At 75.4% G+C, this 18,374-nt stretch carries 21 protein-coding genes; 12 read left to right on the plus strand and 9 right to left on the minus strand.

Annotated features, from left to right (window positions below):
- Window positions 1-2: 2 nt before the first annotated feature.
- The 3 genes from eat (at window position 3) to eutC (ending at window position 3,701) form a co-directional block, all read left to right on the plus strand.
- Window positions 3-1,472, plus strand: a complete 1,470-nt coding sequence (eat, locus tag ACWIZO_RS16445) for an ethanolamine permease (RefSeq protein WP_448638721.1) — start codon at window positions 3-5, stop codon at window positions 1,470-1,472.
- The gene (locus ACWIZO_RS16450; protein WP_448638722.1) at window positions 1,469-2,884 is read left to right on the plus strand and encodes an ethanolamine ammonia-lyase subunit EutB; all 1,416 of its coding nucleotides are present in this window, start codon (window positions 1,469-1,471) and stop codon (window positions 2,882-2,884) included. The genes eat and ACWIZO_RS16450 overlap by 4 nt, the downstream gene beginning before the upstream one ends.
- Window positions 2,885-2,957: 73 nt before the next feature.
- Window positions 2,958-3,701: an ethanolamine ammonia-lyase subunit EutC gene (eutC, locus tag ACWIZO_RS16455; protein WP_448638723.1), complete on the plus strand. Its 744-nt coding sequence runs from the start codon at window positions 2,958-2,960 to the stop codon at window positions 3,699-3,701.
- 3 nt (window positions 3,702-3,704) lie between these two features.
- On the opposite strand, the gene ACWIZO_RS16460 is transcribed toward eutC, so the two are convergent.
- The 4 genes from ACWIZO_RS16460 to ACWIZO_RS16475 all read right to left on the minus strand — a co-directional run bounded on the left by ACWIZO_RS16460 (window position 3,705) and on the right by ACWIZO_RS16475 (window position 7,504).
- Window positions 3,705-4,100 (minus strand): nuclear transport factor 2 family protein, encoded by a 396-nt coding sequence (locus ACWIZO_RS16460; protein ID WP_448638724.1) that lies wholly within the window; start codon window positions 4,098-4,100, stop codon window positions 3,705-3,707.
- Window positions 4,101-4,319: 219 nt separating this feature from the next.
- On the minus strand, window positions 4,320-5,933 hold the full coding sequence (locus ACWIZO_RS16465) for a tripartite tricarboxylate transporter permease (protein WP_448638725.1): 1,614 nt from the start codon (window positions 5,931-5,933) through the stop codon (window positions 4,320-4,322).
- A complete protein-coding gene (locus tag ACWIZO_RS16470; protein WP_448638726.1) occupies window positions 5,934-6,452 on the minus strand; it encodes a tripartite tricarboxylate transporter TctB family protein in 519 nt (172 codons plus the stop codon). It lies immediately after the preceding gene.
- Window positions 6,449-7,504, minus strand: coding sequence for a Bug family tripartite tricarboxylate transporter substrate binding protein (locus tag ACWIZO_RS16475; protein ID WP_448638727.1), 1,056 nt, complete (start codon window positions 7,502-7,504; stop codon window positions 6,449-6,451). Before ACWIZO_RS16475 ends, ACWIZO_RS16470 begins: the two co-directional genes overlap by 4 nt.
- 177 nt (window positions 7,505-7,681) lie before the next feature.
- On the opposite strand from ACWIZO_RS16475, the gene ACWIZO_RS16480 reads away from it, so the two are divergent.
- The 3 genes from ACWIZO_RS16480 (at window position 7,682) to ACWIZO_RS16490 (ending at window position 10,481) form a co-directional block, all read left to right on the plus strand.
- Window positions 7,682-9,265 carry an ATP-binding protein gene (locus ACWIZO_RS16480; protein ID WP_448638728.1) on the plus strand — a complete coding sequence of 528 codons (1,584 nt, stop codon included), beginning with the start codon at window positions 7,682-7,684 and terminating at the stop codon, window positions 9,263-9,265.
- A complete protein-coding gene (locus ACWIZO_RS16485) occupies window positions 9,262-9,981 on the plus strand; it encodes a response regulator (protein ID WP_448638729.1) in 720 nt (239 codons plus the stop codon). The genes ACWIZO_RS16480 and ACWIZO_RS16485 overlap by 4 nt, the downstream gene beginning before the upstream one ends.
- Before the next feature lie 104 nt (window positions 9,982-10,085).
- Window positions 10,086-10,481: a universal stress protein gene (locus tag ACWIZO_RS16490; RefSeq protein ID WP_448638730.1), complete on the plus strand. Its 396-nt coding sequence runs from the start codon at window positions 10,086-10,088 to the stop codon at window positions 10,479-10,481.
- A gap of 51 nt (window positions 10,482-10,532) precedes the next feature.
- Here ACWIZO_RS16490 and ACWIZO_RS16495 read toward each other — a convergent pair whose 3' ends face one another.
- The gene (locus tag ACWIZO_RS16495) at window positions 10,533-11,246 is read right to left on the minus strand and encodes a GntR family transcriptional regulator (protein ID WP_448638731.1); all 714 of its coding nucleotides are present in this window, start codon (window positions 11,244-11,246) and stop codon (window positions 10,533-10,535) included.
- Window positions 11,243-12,325, minus strand: a complete 1,083-nt coding sequence (locus ACWIZO_RS16500) for an Ldh family oxidoreductase (protein WP_448638732.1) — start codon at window positions 12,323-12,325, stop codon at window positions 11,243-11,245. Before ACWIZO_RS16500 ends, ACWIZO_RS16495 begins: the two co-directional genes overlap by 4 nt.
- A 46-nt stretch (window positions 12,326-12,371) precedes the next feature.
- Here ACWIZO_RS16500 and ACWIZO_RS16505 point away from each other — a divergent pair, with 46 nt between their 5' ends.
- The 3 genes from ACWIZO_RS16505 to ACWIZO_RS16515 are packed head-to-tail and all read left to right on the plus strand — an operon-like array spanning window position 12,372 to window position 14,217.
- Window positions 12,372-12,683: a putative quinol monooxygenase gene (locus tag ACWIZO_RS16505; protein WP_448638733.1), complete on the plus strand. Its 312-nt coding sequence runs from the start codon at window positions 12,372-12,374 to the stop codon at window positions 12,681-12,683.
- Window positions 12,680-13,120 carry a cupin domain-containing protein gene (locus ACWIZO_RS16510; protein WP_448638734.1) on the plus strand — a complete coding sequence of 147 codons (441 nt, stop codon included), beginning with the start codon at window positions 12,680-12,682 and terminating at the stop codon, window positions 13,118-13,120. The genes ACWIZO_RS16505 and ACWIZO_RS16510 overlap by 4 nt, the downstream gene beginning before the upstream one ends.
- Window positions 13,117-14,217: an isocitrate/isopropylmalate dehydrogenase family protein gene (locus ACWIZO_RS16515; protein ID WP_448638735.1), complete on the plus strand. Its 1,101-nt coding sequence runs from the start codon at window positions 13,117-13,119 to the stop codon at window positions 14,215-14,217. The genes ACWIZO_RS16510 and ACWIZO_RS16515 overlap by 4 nt, the downstream gene beginning before the upstream one ends.
- Window positions 14,218-14,275: 58 nt before the next feature.
- Here ACWIZO_RS16515 and ACWIZO_RS16520 read toward each other — a convergent pair whose 3' ends face one another.
- The 3 genes from ACWIZO_RS16520 to ACWIZO_RS16530 all read right to left on the minus strand — a co-directional run bounded on the left by ACWIZO_RS16520 (window position 14,276) and on the right by ACWIZO_RS16530 (window position 16,935).
- The gene (locus ACWIZO_RS16520; protein WP_448638736.1) at window positions 14,276-14,923 is read right to left on the minus strand and encodes a dihydrofolate reductase family protein; all 648 of its coding nucleotides are present in this window, start codon (window positions 14,921-14,923) and stop codon (window positions 14,276-14,278) included.
- 84 nt (window positions 14,924-15,007) lie between these two features.
- Window positions 15,008-16,183: an MFS transporter gene (locus tag ACWIZO_RS16525; RefSeq protein ID WP_448638737.1), complete on the minus strand. Its 1,176-nt coding sequence runs from the start codon at window positions 16,181-16,183 to the stop codon at window positions 15,008-15,010.
- Window positions 16,180-16,935, minus strand: a complete 756-nt coding sequence (locus tag ACWIZO_RS16530) for a GntR family transcriptional regulator (RefSeq protein ID WP_448638738.1) — start codon at window positions 16,933-16,935, stop codon at window positions 16,180-16,182. The genes ACWIZO_RS16525 and ACWIZO_RS16530 overlap by 4 nt, the downstream gene beginning before the upstream one ends.
- Before the next feature lie 111 nt (window positions 16,936-17,046).
- Between ACWIZO_RS16530 and ACWIZO_RS16535 the strand changes: the two genes are divergently transcribed.
- From ACWIZO_RS16535 to ACWIZO_RS16545, 3 genes are all read left to right on the plus strand, one after another.
- The gene (locus tag ACWIZO_RS16535) at window positions 17,047-17,364 is read left to right on the plus strand and encodes a putative quinol monooxygenase (RefSeq protein ID WP_448638739.1); all 318 of its coding nucleotides are present in this window, start codon (window positions 17,047-17,049) and stop codon (window positions 17,362-17,364) included.
- Window positions 17,365-17,410: 46 nt separating this feature from the next.
- A complete protein-coding gene (gene rraA, locus ACWIZO_RS16540; RefSeq protein WP_448638740.1) occupies window positions 17,411-17,908 on the plus strand; it encodes a ribonuclease E activity regulator RraA in 498 nt (165 codons plus the stop codon).
- 147 nt (window positions 17,909-18,055) lie between these two features.
- The gene (locus ACWIZO_RS16545; RefSeq protein WP_448638741.1) at window positions 18,056-18,373 is read left to right on the plus strand and encodes a hypothetical protein; all 318 of its coding nucleotides are present in this window, start codon (window positions 18,056-18,058) and stop codon (window positions 18,371-18,373) included.
- The last annotated feature ends 1 nt before the right edge of the window (window position 18,374 follow it).

Raw genomic sequence — 18,374 nt, forward strand, 5'->3', positions numbered from 1 at the left:
CCGTGACCGTCGATCCCACCGCCCGTCCCCCCTCGGCCCGGCCCGGCGCGCACGCCGGGGTGGAGGCCGAGCGGGTCGACGCCGGCTACCTCGAGCGGCGCCGGCTGCGCACCGGGACGGCGGGCTGGCTGCTGCTGGCCGGCCTCGGCGTCTCGGCGGTCATCTCCGGTGACTACGCCGGGTGGAACTTCGGCCTGGCCCAGGGCGGCTTCGGCGGGCTGCTGATCGCCGTCGTCCTCATGGCGGTCATGTACACCGCGATGGTGTTCGGGCTGGCCGAGCTCGGCTCGGCGCTGCCGACCGCCGGGGGCGGCTACACCTTCGCCCGCCGCGCCCTGGGCCCGTGGGGCGGGTACGCCACCGGCGTGGCGGTGCTCATCGAGTACGCGATCGCCCCGGCCGCGATCGCCACGTTCATCGGCGCCTACGTCGAGTCCCTCGGGCTGTTCGGCATCACCGACGGCTGGTGGGTCTACCTCGTGGTCTACGCGCTGTTCATCGGCATCCACCTGATGGGCGTCGGCGAGGCGCTCAAGGCGATGTTCGCCGTCACCGTCGTCGCGCTCGCCGGGCTCGTGGTCTTCCTCGTCGGCGCCGTCCCGCGGTTCGACGCCGGCAACCTGCTCGACATCACGCCCACCGGCGCCGCCGGCGCGTCGTCGTTCCTGCCCTACGGGGTGCTCGGCATCTGGGCGGCGTTCCCGTTCGCCATCTGGTTCTTCCTGGCGGTGGAGAGCGTGCCGCTGGCCGCCGAGGAGGCCCACGACCCGGCCCGGTCGATGCCGCGGGGGATCGTCGCGGCGATGGGCGTGCTCGTCGTCCTCGCCGTCCTCATGCTGGTGGTCACCCCGGGTGCCGGCGGCGCGTCGACCATCGCCGACTCGGGCAACCCACCGGTCGACGCGCTGGCCGCCGGCGGTGCGCCCGACGCCCTGACCCGGGTGGTCAACTACGCCGGCCTGTTCGGGCTGGTGGCCAGCTTCTTCTCGATCATCTACGCCTACTCGCGGCAGACCTTCGCGCTCTCCCGCGCCGGCTACCTGCCGCGGGCGCTGTCGGTGACCAACGCACGCAAGGCGCCGGTGCTGGCCCTGCTGGTGCCGGGGGCCATCGGCTTCGTGCTCTCGCTGACCGGCCAGGGCGCGATGCTGCTGAACATGGCCGTGTTCGGCGCGACGGTGTCCTACGTGCTGATGATGGTCAGCCACATCGCGCTGCGCCGACGCGAGCCGGACCTGCCCCGCCCGTACCGGACGCCGGGCGGGACGGCGACCACCGGGGTGGCGCTGGTGCTCGCCGCCGCGGCCGTCCTGGCCACCTTCCTCGTCGACGTCACCGCGGCGCTGTGGACCCTCGTCGCCTACGCCGCGTTCCTCGCCTACTTCGCGCTCTACAGCCGCCACCACCTGGTGGCCTCGGCGCCCGAGGAGGAGTTCGAGCTGCTGGCCGACGCCGAGGACGAGGTCCGATGACCGCGCGGCGGGCCACCGTGGGCGGGCACACCCACGAGTTCCCGACGCTGGTGGAGCTGATGGCCAAGGCGACCCCGGCCCGCTCCGGCGACGTGCTGGCCGGGTGCGCGGCGGAGTCGGCCGCCGAGCGGGTCGCCGCGCAGACGGTGCTCGCCGACCTGCCGCTGGCCACCTTCCTCGACGAGCAGGTGGTCGGCTACGACGAGGACGACGTCACCCGGCTGGTCCTCGACACCCACGACGCCGCGGCGTTCGCGCCGGTCGCGTCGCTGACGGTGGGGGAGTTCCGCGACCGGCTGCTGGCCTGGGCCGCCGCCGGTGACGAGGCGTCGATCAGCGGGCTGGCGCCGGGGCTGACCCCGGAGATGGTCGCGGCGACGTCGAAGCTCATGCGCAACGCCGACCTGGTCGCCGTGGGCCGGCGCACCCGGGTGGTGACCGGGCTGCGCTCCACCCTGGGCCTGCCCGGCCGGCTGGCCTCGCGGCTGCAGCCCAACCACCCGACCGACGACCCGCTGGGCGTGACGGCGTCCATCGTCGACGGGCTGCTGCAGGGCTCCGGGGACGCCGTCATCGGCATCAACCCGGCCACCGACTCCCCGGCCCGCACGGTGGCGCTGCTGCAACTGGTCGACGAGGTCATCGCCCGCTACCAGATCCCCACCCAGTCGTGCGTGCTCGCCCACGTGACCACCACGCTGCGGGCGCTGGAGCAGGGCGCGCCGGTCGACCTGGTGTTCCAGTCGGTCGCCGGCACCCAGGAGGCCAACCGCGGCTTCGGCGTCACCCTCGACCTGCTGGCCGAGGCCCGTGCGGGGGCGCTGGCGCTGGGCCGCGGCACGGTCGGGGACAACGTGACCTACTTCGAGACCGGGCAGGGCTCGGCGCTGTCGGCGGACGCGCACCACGGGATCGGCGGGCGGCCGGTCGACCAGCAGACGCTGGAGGCGCGGGCCTACGGCGTCGCCCGGCACTTCGCGCCGCTGCTGGTGAACACCGTGGTCGGGTTCATCGGCCCGGAGTACCTCTACGACGGCAAGCAGGTGCTGCGCGCCGGGCTGGAGGACCACTTCTGCGGCAAGCTGCTCGGCCTGCCGATGGGCGTGGACGTCTGCTACACCAACCACGCCGAGGTCGACGAGGACGACATGGACGCCCTCATGCTGCTGCTCGGTGCGGCGGGGGTCACCTTCCTCATCGCCGTGCCCGGGATGGACGACGTGATGCTGCACTACCAGTCGCTGGCCTTCTCCGACGTGCTCACCACCCGCTCGGTGCTCGGGCTGCGGCCGGCGCCGGAGTTCGAGGCGTGGCTGGCGCGGATGGACCTGCTCGACGACGCCGGCCGGGTGCGGGAGCTGACCGCCGACGCGCCCGCGGCCCGGGCCCTGCTCGCGGCGGCGTCGGCATGACCGAGCCCGCGAGGTCGTGCAGGGACACAGCACCGCCGGGCACGAGGCTGACGAGCGCCAGCGAGGAGGACTCGTGACCGAGGCGCTGGACCGGCCGCTGCCGCCCCGCGACGACCCGTGGTCGGTGCTGCGGTCGGCCACCCGGGCGCGGGTGGCGCTGGGCCGCGCCGGTGACGCGCTGCCCACCGCGCGGGAGCTGGAGTTCCGCGCCGCGCACGCCGCCGCGCGCGATGCGGTGCACCAGCCGCTGGAGGCCGACCGGCTGCGGCCCGCGCTCGGGGAGTTCCTCGAGGTGCACTCGGCGGCGCCCGACCGGGCGACCTACCTGCAGCGGCCCGACCTCGGCCGGCGGCTGGCGGAGGGCACGTCGCTGCCGCGGGCCGACGCCGACCTGGCGGTCGTGGTCGCCGACGGCCTGTCGCCGCGCGCGGTGCACGAGCACGCCGCCGGCCTGGTGACGGCGCTGCTGGAGCGGCTGCCCGGCTGGTCGGTCGCGCCCGTGGTGGTGGCACACCAGGCGCGGGTGGCGCTGGGCGACGCGGTCGGGGAGGCCCTCGGCGCCCGCGCGGTGGTGGTGCTCATCGGCGAGCGGCCCGGGCTGTCGTCGGCCGACTCGCTCGGCGTGTACCTCACCTGGGACCCGCGGCCGGGGCGGGTGGACTCCGAGCGCAACTGCGTCTCCAACGTCCGCCCGCCGCACGGGCTGTCCTACGCGCAGGCCGCCGACACCGTCGCGGCGCTGCTCGGCGCGGCCCGCGAGCTGGGCGCCTCCGGCGTCGCGCTCAAGGACGAGGGCCCGGCGCTGCCCGCCGGGTGAGCGTCAGGCGAGGAACGCCTCCATCACCGCCGGTTCGGTGGGGGCGTTCCAGAACTCGGCCACCCGACCGTCGGCGTCGAAGCGGACGACCTGCGCCACCAGCGTGTCGAGGTGCCGGTCGCCGCGGTGCGCGGTGAACCGGACCAGCGCGGTGCCGTGCTCGTCGTCGGCGCACAGGAGCACCGGGTCCACCCGCAGGCTGTTCTCGGTGAGCTCCATCGAGCGGCCGAACATGGCGAAGACCGCCTGCGGACCCTCGTAGTCCCCGGAGAGCGGGCCCTCGCCCGGCTCGTGCCAGCGGATGTCCTCGCCGAACAGCTCGGTCATCGCGGCGAGATCGCCCTTGGCGAAGGCGGTGTAGGCCTCCCGCATGCGGGCGACGTTGGTGTGGTCGGACACGGTGCGCTCCCTCCCGAGGACGGCTCCCCCGTGGACGGCGCGAGCAGTGTCGGCCCGCCGCGGCCACGGGGGGAGGAGCTCCCGCGCGGCCCGGTGTGGCGGTCGCCGGGGGTGAGCCGCCGGTGCCCGACGGCGCGGGCGCCGGCAGTGCAGGCCCGTCCCCGGACAGCACGGAGGGGAGGGAGCTCGCGCGTCCCTCCCCTCCGTGGGCCCGTGGTGTCAGGTCCCCTCGCCGCCGTGCGGCCGGTCGGGGGCCTTCGGCGCGTGCCGCTCGACGGCGACCGCCGTCGTCGCGCCGTGGTGGGCGTGCGCCTCCTCGATCTCGTGCACCGCCTCGTCGAGCACCGGCAGGTGTGCCTTGCGCGGCAGCAGCCGCCGGACCAGCGGGAACAGCAGGACCAGCGCGACGATCGCGAAGACGACGACGGACATCGGGTCGACCAGCCCGCCGAGGTCGCCGTTGCTGATCTGCAGCGCCTGGCGCAGCTCCTGCTCGGCGTAGGGCCCGAGGATGACGCCGATGATCGCCGGCAGCAGCGGCAGGCCGTAGCGCCGCATCACGAACCCCAGCGCCCCGATGGCCAGCAGCAGGAACAGGTCGAAGGTGGAGGCGTCCGAGGCGTAGGCGCCGAGGCTGGCGAAGAACAGGATGCCCGCGTAGAGGTAGGACCGCGGGATCCGCAGCAGCCGGGCCCAGATCGGGGCCAACGGCAGGTTCAGCACCAGCAGCGCCGCGTTGCCGATGAACAGGCTGGCGATCAGGCCCCACACCAGCTGGGGCTCGTTGTCGAACAGCTGCGGCCCGGGCTCGATGCCGTAGCTCTGGATCGCCGCGAGCATCACCGCCGCGGTGGCCGTCGTGGGGATGCCGAGGGTGAGCAGCGGCACCAGGCCGCCGGCGGCCGAGGCGTTGTTGGTCGCCTCCGGGCCGGCGACGCCCTCGATCGCGCCCCGGCCGAACTCCTCCGGGTGCTTGGACAGCCGCTTCTCGGCGACGTAGGAGAGGAACGTCGGGATCTCGGCGCCGCCGGCGGGGATCGCGCCGAAGGGGAACCCGATCGCCGTCCCCCGCAGCCACGGCTTCCACGACCGGGACCAGTCCGACCGGCTCATCCGCGGGTTGCCCACGGGGATGACCTCGACCGGCCGCCGCCGCAGGTGGGCCGCGGTCCACAGCGCCTCGCCGACGGCGAACAGGCCGATCGCGACGACGACGACGCTGATGCCGTCGGCGAGCTCCGGGATGCCGAAGGTGAGCCGCTGCTGCCCGGAGGTGAAGTCGATGCCGATCAGGCCGATGGCCAGGCCCAGGCCCAGGGAGGCCAGGCCGCGGACCCGCGAGCTGCCGAGCACCGAGGTGACGGCGATGAAGGCCAGCACCATGACGGCGAACATGTCGGCGGGGGAGACCTCGATCGCGAGGTCGGCGACCGTCGGGGCCAGCAGCGCCAGCAGCAGCGTGGCGATGGTGCCGGCGACGAACGACCCGATCGCCGCGGTGGCCAGTGCCTGCGCGGCCCGCCCGGCCCGCGCCATCTTGTTGCCCTCGACGGCGGTGACCACCGAGGCGCTCTCGCCCGGGGTGTTGAGCAGGATCGACGTGGTCGACCCGCCGTACATGCCGCCGTAGTAGATGCCGGCGAACATGATCAGGGCGCTGGTGACGTCGAGGCCGCGGGTCAGCGGCAGCAGGAGGGCCACCGCCATGGCCGGGCCGATGCCGGGCAGGACGCCGATGGCGGTGCCCAGCAGCACGCCGAGCAGCGCGAAGGCCAGGTTCGTCGGCGTCAGCGCGGTGCCGAAGCCGTCGACCAGGGAGCTGAACGCGTCCATCTAGAGGATCCCCCTCAGGACCCCGGGGGGCAGCACGGTGCCCAGCCCCAGGGCGAACAGGTAGAAGGAGCCGATCGACAGCGCGAAGGCGATGAGCGCGTCGCGCACGTAGTGCCGGCTGCCGAGGGCGAACGCCGAGCCCCAGAAGAGGATGGCGCCGGAGAAGACCCAGCCGAGCGACTCGATGAGCAGGGCGTTGGCGGCGAAGGCCGCGGCGAGCAGGAGGATCGTCCGCCAGTCGCTGCCCCCGCCGAGCTCGACGTCCTCGCCGCCCTCGGGCTCGCCGCGGCCGCCGCGGGCGACGTCGACGGCGAGGAACGCGGCGACGACGACCAGCAGCCCGCCGACGACCAGCGGCACGACCCCCGGGCCGACCGGCCCCCGGGAGATCCGGCTCTCGGGCAGCAGCAGCGCCTGGACGACGACCAGGACGCCGAGCGCCCCCAGGAACAGGGCCACCCCGTACTCGGAGCGGCCCTGCTCCCGTGCCTGCTCCGGGCTCCGCTGGGCGGAGGTCACGCCAGCCCCAGCTGACCCAGGACGGACTCGACCCGCTGGCTCTCCTCGTCGAGGAAGGAGGAGAAGTCGTCGCCGGTGGTGAAGGCGTCGGTCCAGCCGTTGTCCTCGAGGGCCTGCTGCCAGGCGTCGCTGTCGTGCATCTCGGTGATGGCGTCGACGAAGCGCTGGGTGTCCTCGTCGGAGATGCCGGGAGCGGCCACGATGCCCCGCCAGTTGGTGAAGGTCAGGTCGACGCCGGCCTCGGAGAGGGTCGGCGCGTCGACGCCCTCGACGGGCTCGTCGCTGGTGACCGCGAGGATGCGGACGTCGCCGCCCGCGGCGGACTCGGCCACCTCGCCCACGCCGGTCGCGGCGAACGCGACGTCCCCGCCGAGGATGCCGGCCAGCAGCTCGCCACCGCCGTCGTAGGGCACGTAGTTGACCGCGGCCGGGTCGACCTCGACCTCCTGCGCCAGCAGCATCGGCGTCAGGTGGTCGGGCCCGCCGGGGTTGGACGCGCCGCCGACGGGGGTGTTGCCCGGGTCGGCCTTCCACGCCTCGACCAGCGAGTTGAGGTCCTGGTAGGGCGAGTCGGCCGGGACGACGATCGCCTCGGCCTCCTCGATGAGGCGGGCGATCGGGGTGGTCTGGTCGAGGGTCGCCTCGGACTGGTTGCTGAACTGGGCGCCGACGACGCCGAGGCCCATCTGCATGAGCATGTCGGCGTTGCCCTCCTCGTTGACCAGCCGCTGCAGGCCGACGGTGCCGCCGGCGCCCTCGACGTTGAACACCTCGGTGCCCGAGGCCAGCCCCTCGTCGTCGAGGATCTGCGCCCAGGCGCGGGCGGTGGTGTCGTAGCCGCTGCCGGGGGAGTTGGGGACCATGACCCGCAGGCCGGTGATCGCCTCGTCGCCGCTGTCGCCGCCGCCGGAGGCCGAGCCGCCCTCCGCCGTCGTGCCGCAGCCGGTGAGCACGAGGCCGGCGGCCACGGTGCCGACGGCGAGTCGCCGCAGGTGGGCAGTGCGCGTGTGGGCAGTGCGCGCGTGGCCAGTGCGCATGTGGGCAGTGCGCATGGATCTCCTCCAGGTGTGGGGGCGGCTGGTCTGCCGCGTCGGGAGGAAGGCTGGCAACCGGTGCGGGGGGTGTCACCGTTGCGGACGCAATGCGCCTTGCGGTCGTTGTGTTCACGGTCACACGGGTGCGGTGGCGTGGTGCACTGAGGGCCCATCCCCGGGCCCTGGGAGGCGCTCGTGCTCCGGCGACTGTCGCTGGCCGGCCAGCTGCTGGCGCTGCAGGTCGTGATCATCCTGCTGGTGCTGGTGGGCGTCGCGGCCGTCTCGGTCGCCCAGACCACCCAGCGGGCCGAGGAGGTCGAGGGGCGCCGGGCGCTGTCGGTGGCCGAGACCCTGGCCAACGCCGTGTCGCTGCGCTCGGCGCTGGACGAGGACCTGCTCCGCTACGTGCGCATCGCCGCCGAGAGCGCTCGCACCGTCTCCGGGTCGGCGTCGGTGGTGGTGGCCGACCGCGACGGCACGGTCCTGGCCACCGCCCGTCCCGCCGAGCTGGGGACGGCGTTCCCGCTGGGGGACAGCACCGTGCTCGAGGGCCGGGCGTGGGTGGGGGAGCGCGACGACGGCGACGGGCGCTACGCCGTGGCGATGGTGCCGGTGCTCACCGGCCGGGAGCAGCTCGGGTTCGTCGCCGTGGAGCGCTCCTACCCGGGCGTCCTCGACGGCTTGGCCGCGGCCGCGCCGAACCTGCTCACCTACCTCGGCGTCGCCAGCGTGCTGGGCATCGTCGGCTCGCTGCTGGTGGCCCGGCGGGTCAAGCGCCAGACCCTCGGCCTGGAGCCGGCCGAGATCACCGGGCTGGTGGAGCACCAGCGGGCGATGCTGCACGGCATCCGCGAGGGGATCGTCGGGCTGGACCTGTCCGGCCGGGTCACGCTGGTCAACGACGAGGCCATCCGGCTGCTCGGCATCCCCGGCGACGCGGTGGGCCGCGACCTCGCCGCGCTGGGGGTGGGTGAGGAGCTGCGCGACGCGCTGCTGCGTGGCGACGAGGAGCGCGACCGGGCGGTGGCCACCGCGGGCCGGGTCGTCGTCGTGAACCGGCTGCCGATCAGCAGCCGGGGCCGCAGGCTCGGGTCGGTCACGACCCTGCGCGACCGCACCGAGCTGTTGGAGCTGCGCCGCGAGCTGCAGCTGACCCGGCACGTCACCGACACGCTGCGCGCCCAGGCACACGAGTTCAGCAACCGGCTGCACACCATCGCCGGGCTGATCGAGCTGGGCCAGAGCGAGGAGGCCGTCCGGTTCGTGCACCGGGTGAGCGCCGGCCGCTCCCGGCTGGGTGCCGAGGTGACCGCCGCGGTGCAGGACCCCGCCATCGCCGCGCTGCTCATCGCCAAGGCCAGCCAGGCCGCCGAGCTCGGGGTGGACCTGCGCTTCGCGCCCGACTCGGCCCTGCCGCCGCTCGGCGACGAGCTCTCCACCGACGTGGCCACGGTGGTGGGCAACCTGGTCGACAACGCGCTCGACGCCGCCGCGGCCTCCGCCGAGCGGTGGGTCGAGGTGTCGCTGGGGCTGGTCGACGGCGAGGTCGACGTCGTCGTGCGCGACTCGGGGGCCGGGGTGCCGCCGGGGCAGGAGCGCGAGGTCTTCCGCAAGGGCGTGACCACCAAGGACCCCGCCGGCGCCGGCGAGCGCGGCATCGGGCTGTCGCTGGTGCACCTGGTCTGCACCCGTCGTGGGGGTGAGGTGGTGGCCTCCTCCGACGGCGGCTCGGTCTTCACCGCCCGGCTGCCCGCCGACCCCGAGCTGGTGGGCGCGTGATCCGCGTCCTCATCGTCGACGACGACTTCATGGTCGCCCGCGTGCACGCCGGCTTCGTCGCGGCGGCCGACGGCTACGAGGTGGTGGGCACCGCGTCCACCGGCGCGGCGGCGCTGGCCGACGTGGCGCGGCTGCGGCCCGACCTCGTCCTGCTCGACGTCTACCTGCCCGACATGACCGGCCTGGAGGCCCTGCAGCGGCTGCGGGCAGGCGGCTCGCCGGTCGACGTCGTCGTCATCAGTGCGGCCCGCGACGTCGAGAGCATCCGCAGCGCGCTGCACGGCGGCGTCCTGCACTACCTGGTCAAGCCCTTCGACCGGCGCACGCTGGAGCGCTGGCTGGCCGACTACGCCGCCCTGCGCGCCGACCTCGCCCGGGAGCCCCAGCTGGCGCAGGACGACGTCGACCGGCTGTTCGGCCGGCGCGCGGCCGCCGAGGCCCGGCCGGTGACGACCCCCAAGGGCATCAGCCCGGAGACGCTCGAGCTGGTCCGCGGGGCGCTGGCCGAGGCCGGCCGCGACGGGCTGTCGGCCAGCGAGGCGAGCGAGCGGACCGGCCTGGCCCGGGTCAGCGCCCGCCGCTACCTCGAGCAGCTGGTGGCTCAGCAGGAGGCCGACGTCCGGCAGCGCTACGGGACGGCGGGGCGGCCGGAACGGCGCTTCACCGCCCGGTCGGCGCGGGGAGCCACCCCGGCGGGCCCCACTCCGGCGCCGTGAGCGCGACCGGCGGGCCGTCCCGTGCGGGTCGTGGACGAAAGGAACGCTGTGGCCGCTAGGACCGCAAGCGTGACCCGGGCCACCGGCTGCCGCAGGCTGCGGGCATGACCGTCCTCGTCGGCTACGTGCCCACCCCGGAGGGCGAGGCCGCCCTCGCCGCCGCCGTCGCCGAGGCCCGGCGCCGCGACGAGCCGCTGCACGTCGTGAACACCTCGCGCGGCGACTCCCTCGTCGACCGCCGTTTCGCCGGCGAGGAGGTCCTGCGCGCGGTCCGCGAGCGGCTCGACGCCGCGGGTGTGCGCTACGAGCTCGAGCAGCAGGTGCGCGGCCGGGAGGCGGCCGAGGAGCTCGTGGACACCGCCGAGCGGCTCTCGGCCAGCGTGCTGGTCATCGGGCTGCGCCGCCGGACGCCGACCGGGAAGCTGATCACCGGCAGCTCGGCCCAGCGCATCCTGCTCGACGCCGAGTGCCCGGTGCTGGCGGTCAAGGCGCCGCACTGAGGCCCCTGCCCCCACCACTCGCCGGCGCGCGCCGGCCCTCTGCAGGGGGCCTCAGCCCAGGAGGTCGACGTCGTCGCCGGGACCGGCGGCCAGGTTGCGGAAGATCGTCCGCAGGCTCTGCGCCAGGTGCTCGGCGATCGCGGCAGCCGCGCCGTCGGCGTCGCCGGCGAGCAGCGCGTCGCACATGCGCAGGTGCTCGGCGGCGGAGACCTCCACGCGCCGGGGGTCGACGTGGGACAGGTTGCGCAGCCGGGCGGTGTGCGGCCGCAGCTCGGCGATGGTGCGCCGCAGGTGCTCGTTGCGCGTGGCGCCGATGACCGCCCAGTCGAAGCGGTCGGCCAGCTCGTAGAACGCGCGGGACCGGGCCGGCGAGGGAGCGCGGCGGGCGATGCGGGTGAACTCCGCGCGCATCGCGGCGAACGCCCGGTGTACCTGCGGATCGGCCGTCGCGGCCTCGGTCGCCTGGCGCATCGCGGCCGGCTCGAGCAGGGAGCGGAAGTCGAACAGGTCGCGGACGCTCTGCAGCGAGACCCGCGACACCCGGGCGCCCTGCCGCGGGACGAGGTCGACGAGGCCCTCGGCGGCCAGCCGGCGCAGCGCCTCGCGGACCGGCGTGCGGGAGGCCCCGGTGCGCTCGACCAGCGACAGCTCCGACAGCGGCGCGCCCGGCGCCAGCTCACCGAGCTCGATCTCCTCCTTGAGCCGGCGGTGGACCAGGTCGGCCTTGCTGGCGTCGGGCCCGGTTCCCTCGGGCACCGCGGTCATCGTGCCCCCGCCGTGGGGAACGGCACGCCGGTCCCCGCGCCGAGCGCGCGCAGGTCGGACAGCGACTGCCCGGCGAGGACCACGCCACCGGCCGCGAGGTTCGCCGCCTCGGCGCGGTCCTCGACCTCGCCCGGGTAGAAGACCTCGTCGAACCCCTGGGCGAGGGGGACCGTCTTGACCTCCTCGATCAGTTGCCGCACCCGCGCCTCGTACCCGGTGCGGTTCCCGAAGGCATCGGGGTCGAGCACGAGGAAGAGGTGGCCGGCGCCGCTGGGCCGGTCGGCCTCGTAGGGCCCGTGGACACCGGTGCCCACGGCGCTGCCGGTCAGGGCCCCGGAGAGCACGTCCATCAGGAACGAGATGGCGTAGCCCTTGTGGCCGGCCATCGGCAGGACCACGCCGAGCACCCCCTCCGCCGGGTCCGTCGTCGGGGCGCCGTCCGCGGTGAGCGCCCAGGTCTCCGGGATCGGCTCGCCGCGGCTGTGCGCCAGGTAGATCTTGCCCCGCGCCACCGCGGTGTTCGCGATGTCGACGGCGACGACCCGCCCGTCGGGCCCGGGGGCCGCGATCGACCACGGGTTGGTGCCCAGCCGCTTCTCCCGGCCGCCCCACGGGGCCATGGCCGGGCTGGCGTTGGTGGTGAGGACCGCGACGAACCCCTCGTGCGCCGCCCGGCGGGTGAAGTACATGGCCGTGCCGAAGTGGTTGGAGTTGCGCACGCCGACGACGCCGACCCCGTGCGTCCTGGCCCGCTCGACGGCCAGCCGGCGCGCGCGCTCGGTGAGCACCTGACCGATCCCGTCCCGGCCGTCGAGCAGCACCAGCGGACCGGTGTCGGACAGCACCACCGGCTCCGTTCCCGCGCGCACGGCACCCGAGCGCAGGCGGGCGGCGTACCAGGGCAGCCGCAGGAGACCGTGCGACGAGTGCCCCCACAGGTCGGCCTGCACGAGGCTGTCGGCCACCAGGGCGGCGTCCTCCGCCGGTACCCCGAGGGCGGCGAGGACGCGGGTGCCGAACTCCCGCAGCGGCCCGACCGCCAGCCGCACCTGGGGAGCATGTCCGCTGCTGTTCTCCATACTGTATACAGTAACGCATACAACGACGGGCGAGGAGAGGACGACGGTGTTCAGCCTGGTGGTGCAGATGGAGGTGCAGCCCGGCCGGCGGGAGGAGTTCCTCGCCGGCATGGCGGCCAACGCGGAGGCGGCGGTGCGCGACGAACCCGGCTGCCTGCGGTTCGACGTGTGCTCGGTCGAGGGGGACGAGAACCGCTTCGTCCTCTACGAGCTCTACGCCGACGCCGAGGCGTTCGCCGCGCACAAGGCCTCGCCGCACTTCCGGGAGTGGCGGGTCGTCGCCGAGCGGGTGCTCGCCGCCCAGCTCAACACGCCGGGGACGCTGCTGGTCAGCCACGCCGCCGGGGAGGCGCCGTGAGCGCCGGGCGGGGGCAGCCGGCCGCGCCGTCGATGGTGCTGCGCCCCGAGGACATCGAGCGCTTCGACCGCGGCAACGGCGTCGTCACCATCCCGTTCGTGGGGCGGTGGAACTGCGCGGAGAACCGCGTCACCACCGGCATGACCGTCTTCTCGCCCGGCACCGGCATCCCGCTGCACTCGCACGACGTCGAGGAGACGGTGCTGGTGTTCGAGGGAGAGGCCACCGCGGTCGTCGGCGACGAGGAGTTCGACCTCGTCGCCGGCCAGGCCACCTGGGTGCCGGCCGGGGTCCCGCACTGCTTCCGCAACCGGGGCGAGGGGTCGATGACCATCTACTGGGTCTACGGCGGCCGCGACGTCACCCGCACGATCACCGCCACCGGCGAGACGGTCGAGCACCTGTCCGACGCCGACCGGGGAGCGACGCCGGCATGAGCACCCCAGCGGCGCCCACCCCGCCGCCCTCCTACCGGCTCGGCCTGATGCTGGGCGACGGCATCGGTCCGGAGATCGTCCCCGCCGCGGTCCGCGTCGTCGACGCCGCACTGGCCGCCGTCGGCGCCGCGCCGGTCGAGTGGCAGGAGCTGCCGCTGGGGGCCGCCGCCATCGACACGCACGGCAGCGCCATCCCCGGCAGCACCCTGGAGGCGCTGGCCGGCCTCGACGGCTGGCTGCTCGGGCCGCACGACAGCGCCGCCTACCCGGAGCCCTTCCGGTCGCAGCTCAACCCGAGCGGGGCCATCCGCAAGCACTTCGACCTGTACGCCAACGTCCGCCCGGCCCGGGGTCTCGGCGGCGGGACGGCGATCGCGCCGGACACCGACCTGGTGATCGTCCGGGAGAACACCGAGGGCTTCTACGCCGACCGCAACACCCACGCCGGCACCGGCGAGTTCATGCCCTCGCCCGACGTCGCCGTCGCGATGGGGGTCTTCACCCGGCCGGCGGTCGAGCGGATCGCCCGCGCGGCCTTCGCGCTCGCCCGTCGCCGCCGCCGGAGGGTGACGATCGTCCACAAGGCGAACGTGCTGCAGCTGAGCTCCGGGCTGTTCAGGCGGGTGTGCCTGGAGGTGGCGCAGCACCATCCCGACGTCGCGGTCGACGACGTCCACATCGACGCGATGACGGTGCACCTGCTGCGTCGGGCGTCGGCCTTCGACGTCGTCGTGGCGGAGAACATGTTCGGCGACATCCTGTCCGACCTGGCCGGGGAGCTGGCCGGCTCCCTCGGGACCGCTCCCTCGCTCAACGCCTCCGACGACCGCGCCATGGCCCAGGCCGCGCACGGGTCCGCCCCGGACATCGCCGGGAGGGGCCTGGCGAACCCGGTCGCGATGATCCTCTCGGCGGGCATGCTGCTGGACTGGCTGGGCCGGCGGCACGGCGACGAGCGGGCGGTCGAGGCCGCGGTGCGCCTCGAGGAGGGCGTGCGCGCCGCCGTCCGCGACGGGGTGGCCACCCGCGACCTCGGGGGCACCGCCTCGACCGAGGACCTCACCGCCGCCGTGGTGGATCGGGTCGCCGGGCGCTGATCCCCCGGTCGGCACCCGGGCCGCGGGTGCGCCGCCGCGGCCCGGCTGCGGGAGGGGGTCAGCCGTCGCGCCCGGCGCCGCGGTCGGGGGCGGCCATGTCGCCCGTGCCGGGCGTGCCCTCGGCGAGCCCGTAGCGCAGGTACACGGTGCCCTTCTGACTGGCCACCGGCGGCTCGAGGAGCGTGAGGTTCGTGGGCACCGCGCCACCGTCGAACACCTTCTTGCCGACGCCGAGCACGATCGGGTGCACCCAGAGGTCGAGGCGGTCGAAGAGCTGCTCGCGCAGGAGGGTTTGCACCAGGTCCAGGCTCCCGACGACCTTCACGTGCTCGTACCGGTCCCGGATCTCGCGCACCGCACCGGCCAGGTCCGGGCCGAGCTGCGTGGACCCGGCCCAGGAGAGGTCGGGCCGGCCGCGGGAGGCCACGTACTTCGGCACGCGGTTGAACAGCGTCGCGATGTCGTCGTCCTGGCCGCCCTCCTGGTGCGGCCAGAAGGCGGCGAAGACGTCGTAGGTCCGCCGGCCGAGCAGGAGGGCATCGGTGTCCGCGTACGCGGCACCGACCTGCGCCCCGGAGACCTCGTCCAGGAGGGGCGCCTGCCAGCCGCCGAACGGGAACCCGCCCGTCGGGTCCTCCTCGGGGCCGCCGGGCGCCTGCCCGACGAGGTCGAGGGTCGCGAACAGCTCGATGTGGATGAGGCCCATGTCCTGCTCCCGATGCGTCGGTCGTCGCGGTCGGGGTGTGGACCGGGAGGCGCCGGCGAACTCATCGCTGCGCACGCACCGGTGTCAGACCCCGGGGCCGCCGTCGACCGCCAGCCGCCGGGCCGCGGCGCCGGCGACGGCGAGCGCCCCGGCGGTCGCCCACAGCACCCCGGCCGAGCCGACGCCGGCCGCCAGCAGGCCCACGGTGGTCGGGATGAGCACCTGCCCCAGCCGGTTGCCGGTCAGCCGCAGCGACATCGCCCGGCCGCGCAGCCCCGCGGGAGCCACCTCGGCGAGCCACGACATGGTCAGCGGCTGCCCCACGCCCAGCCCGAGTCCGAGCAGGACGACGAGGACCGCGAGCACCGCCGGCGGCGCCGGGACGGCGACGGCCGCCATCGCGGCCGCCGACAGCAGGACGCTGGTGAGCATCAGCCTCCTGCGGCCGAGCAGCCGCACCAGCCGGCCGAGGAAGAAGCGCGAGGTCATCGACGCGACCGCGCGCAGGGTCAGCAGCAGGCCCACCAGCCCGGCGGCCAGGCCGCGGTCGGCGCCCAGCGCCGGCAGGTAGACCAGCGTGATGTCGACCGCCGCGAGCACGATGCAGCTGATCGTCAGCGCCCGGACCAGCCCGGGCAGCCGGAGCAGCGTGCCCATGCCGCCGCTCTCCGTGGCTCCGGCGGCCCGCTCGCGGTGCGGCAGCCGCAGCGCGGCGGTGCAGACCAGCAGCGCGCCGCCGAGGACCACCGCGACGAGGAAGACCGGCCGCGTGTCGGGGATCGTGCCCGCCCCGCCGACCGCGGTGATGAGCGCCGGGCCGAGCGCCTGGCCCAGGGACGCGGCGAAGGTGTAGTGGCCGAACGCGGTGTCGAACCGGCCCGGACCCGCGGCGTTGGCCACCGCCGCCTGCTGGCCGACCACCGACAGCAGGTGCCCGGTGCCCAGCACCACGCTGGCCGCCACCAGCCCGGCGGCGCCGCCGCGCCCGGTGGCGAACAGCAGCGCGGACGCCAGCACGAGGACCGCCCCGGCCAGCAGCACCCGGCGCTCGCCGAAGCGGTCGGTGGCCTGGCCCGAGGGCACGGCCAGCAGCAGCGGGACGACGGCGAACGACGCGGTCAGCGCACCCAGCCAGGCCGCCGGCACGTCGAGCTCGAGCGCCCGGTAGGCCGAGGCCGGCCGCAGCACGAAGGTCACCACCTGGGTGAGCACCGAGTGGGTGAGCAGCACCGCCAGTGCCCGGCGCCCCCCGCCGTTCACCGTCGACCCCCACCGGCGACCTGCCGTCGACCCCCGCCGGCGACCTGCCGGTCCCGGTGCGGTTCGTGCGGCCCGTGCCGCCGGCCCTGCTCGTGCGTGAGCCGGTCGGCCGAGCGGGCGCCCAGACTGGTCTCGACGTGGGCGCGCATGATCGCCGCGGCCGCCTCGGCGTCCCGGTCGGAGACCGCCGCCAGCAGCGCGCGGTGCTCCTCGGCGCGCTGCTCGACCTCCTCCTCGCTGCGCCCGGCGGCGAGCGCGTGCCGGCGGTAGCGGTCGGTCTTGTCCCACAGCCCGTCGAGCGCCTCGACCAGGACGGCGTTGTGCGACGCCCGGTAGACGGCGGCGTGGAAGGTGCGGTGACCGGCCAGCTGGGCGGGCGAGGCGTCCGCGCGCAGGGCGGAGAGCGAGGCCAGCGCCGCGCGCATCCGCTCGAGGTCCTCGACGGTGCGGCGCTGGGCGGCCAGGCCGGCGGCGAGCGGGTCCAGGCTCTGGCGCAGCTCCAGCAGGTCGCGGGCCTCCGCGGCGTCCAGTGGCGTCACCCGGGCGTCGCGGTGGGCGTCGAGCTCGACCAGGCCCTGCTGCTTGAGCAGCCGCAGCGCCTCGCGCAGCGGCGTGGTGCTCACCCCCAGTCGGTGGGCGAGGGCGGCCTGGTTGAGGACCGAGCCGGGCGCCAGCTCCCCGGACAGCACCATCTCCCGGACCCGCTCGTAGGCGCGCTGGCTCTTGGTCGCCAGACCCTCCTCACCGGCCACGACAGCACCCTCCTTGCAACGACGACACTCGTCTGGCCTGCACATCGACCCTGCTGCTGGTCACGTCCGGCAACAGCTTATAACCTCCACAGCAACCGAGAGGGGGAGGCCGTGTTCAGCCTGGTCGTGCAGGTGCGGGTCCGGCCCGGGTGCCGGGAGGAGTTCCTGACCGGCGCCTCGGCCACCGCGGAGGCGTCGGTGCGGGACGAGCCCGGGTGCCTGCGCTTCGAGGTCTGCCAGGTGGCCGGCCGGCCCGACTCCTTCGTCCTCTCCGAGCTCTACGCCGACGACGCGGCGCTCGACGCCCACCACCGGACCCCGCACGCGGCCGCCTGGCGGCGGGTGGCCGAGCGCACCGTCGTCCCCGGCAGCGAGGTCGACACGGTCGGCCGGGTGCTGGTCGGGCACTGCACGGAGGGGTGGGCGTGAGCGCCGCCCCGCTCCCCGTTCCGCAGCCGACCCCCGAGGAGAGCCGATGACCCCCACCCGTCCCGCCACCACCGACGTGTGCGACGCCCACCCGGAGGCGCAGGTCTGCGATCCGGTGTTCCGGTCCTTCGGCGGGCGCCCGGAGTTCAGCGGCACGATCGCCACGCTCAAGGTCTTCGAGGACAACGGCCTCGTCCGCGAGGCGGTGCAGCGACCGGGCGAGGGGCGGGTGCTCGTCGTCGACGGCGGGGGCTCGCTGCGCTGTGCGCTGCTGGGCGGCAACCTCGCCGTGGCGGCCGCGGAGAACGGCTGGGCCGGCGTCGTGGTCAACGGCGCGGTGCGCGACGCCGACGAGATCGACGCCCAGCCCATCGGCGTCCGTGCGCTGGCCACCCACCCGCGGCGCAGCGTGCGGGGGCTGCACTCCGGTCAGGCCGGACTGCCGGTCCTGTTCGCCGGCGTGGCCTTCCGCGAGGGCGAGTGGCTGTGCGCCGACCGGGACGGCGTGGTCGTGCTGCCCGCCGCCCCGGGGGACGACGGCTAGGCCGGCCGCACCCGCCACCGTCGGCCGGGCCGCTCGGCGGGATCGCGCCCTCCGGTATCAGGCCGGGACCGTCGGTCCTCCGGTGTAGGCACGACTCCGTAGTCCCCGGCGTTCTCAGAGCACGGGGATCCGCCCAGGAGGCTCGCCATGGCCACCGCCGCCCTTCTCGTCCCGACCGACCGCACCGTCCCGCGCGGGCACCGGGCCCGACCCGACCTCGCCGGTGACCTGCTCGCCGCCGCCTGGGCCCCCGGCACGGCGCCGCCCCGGGAGATCCGCCTGCGGCCGGAGCTGCACGACCGGCTGCGTGCGCAGCTCGGGGCGGCCGCGGTCGAGCAGGGCCTGCTGGGGGACCCGGCGGGCGTGCCGCTGGTGGTCGACCCGCGGCTGCCCGCCTGCCCCGGCTACGAGGTGCTGCGGGTCGCCCCCGGCGGTCCGCTGCGCCCGCGGGCCGCGGCCGCGTGAG

Source organism: Geodermatophilus sp. URMC 63, assembly GCF_053502565.1.

Excerpts from the sequence above, each read along its gene's own strand:
- ACWIZO_RS16450 (WP_448638722.1), top strand. The coding sequence starts at position 1,469 with ATGACCGCGCGGCGGGCCACCGTGGGCGGGCACACCCACGAGTTCCCG.
- ACWIZO_RS16465 (WP_448638725.1), bottom strand. The coding sequence starts at position 5,933 with ATGGACGCGTTCAGCTCCCTGGTCGACGGCTTCGGCACCGCGCTGACG.
- ACWIZO_RS16475 (WP_448638727.1), bottom strand. The coding sequence starts at position 7,504 with ATGCGCACTGCCCACATGCGCACTGGCCACGCGCGCACTGCCCACACG.
- ACWIZO_RS16490 (WP_448638730.1), top strand. The coding sequence starts at position 10,086 with ATGACCGTCCTCGTCGGCTACGTGCCCACCCCGGAGGGCGAGGCCGCC.
- ACWIZO_RS16495 (WP_448638731.1), bottom strand. The coding sequence starts at position 11,246 with ATGACCGCGGTGCCCGAGGGAACCGGGCCCGACGCCAGCAAGGCCGAC.
- ACWIZO_RS16500 (WP_448638732.1), bottom strand. The coding sequence starts at position 12,325 with ATGGAGAACAGCAGCGGACATGCTCCCCAGGTGCGGCTGGCGGTCGGG.
- ACWIZO_RS16515 (WP_448638735.1), top strand. The coding sequence starts at position 13,117 with ATGAGCACCCCAGCGGCGCCCACCCCGCCGCCCTCCTACCGGCTCGGC.
- ACWIZO_RS16520 (WP_448638736.1), bottom strand. The coding sequence starts at position 14,923 with ATGGGCCTCATCCACATCGAGCTGTTCGCGACCCTCGACCTCGTCGGG.
- rraA (WP_448638740.1), top strand. The coding sequence starts at position 17,411 with ATGACCCCCACCCGTCCCGCCACCACCGACGTGTGCGACGCCCACCCG.
- ACWIZO_RS16545 (WP_448638741.1), top strand. The coding sequence starts at position 18,056 with ATGGCCACCGCCGCCCTTCTCGTCCCGACCGACCGCACCGTCCCGCGC.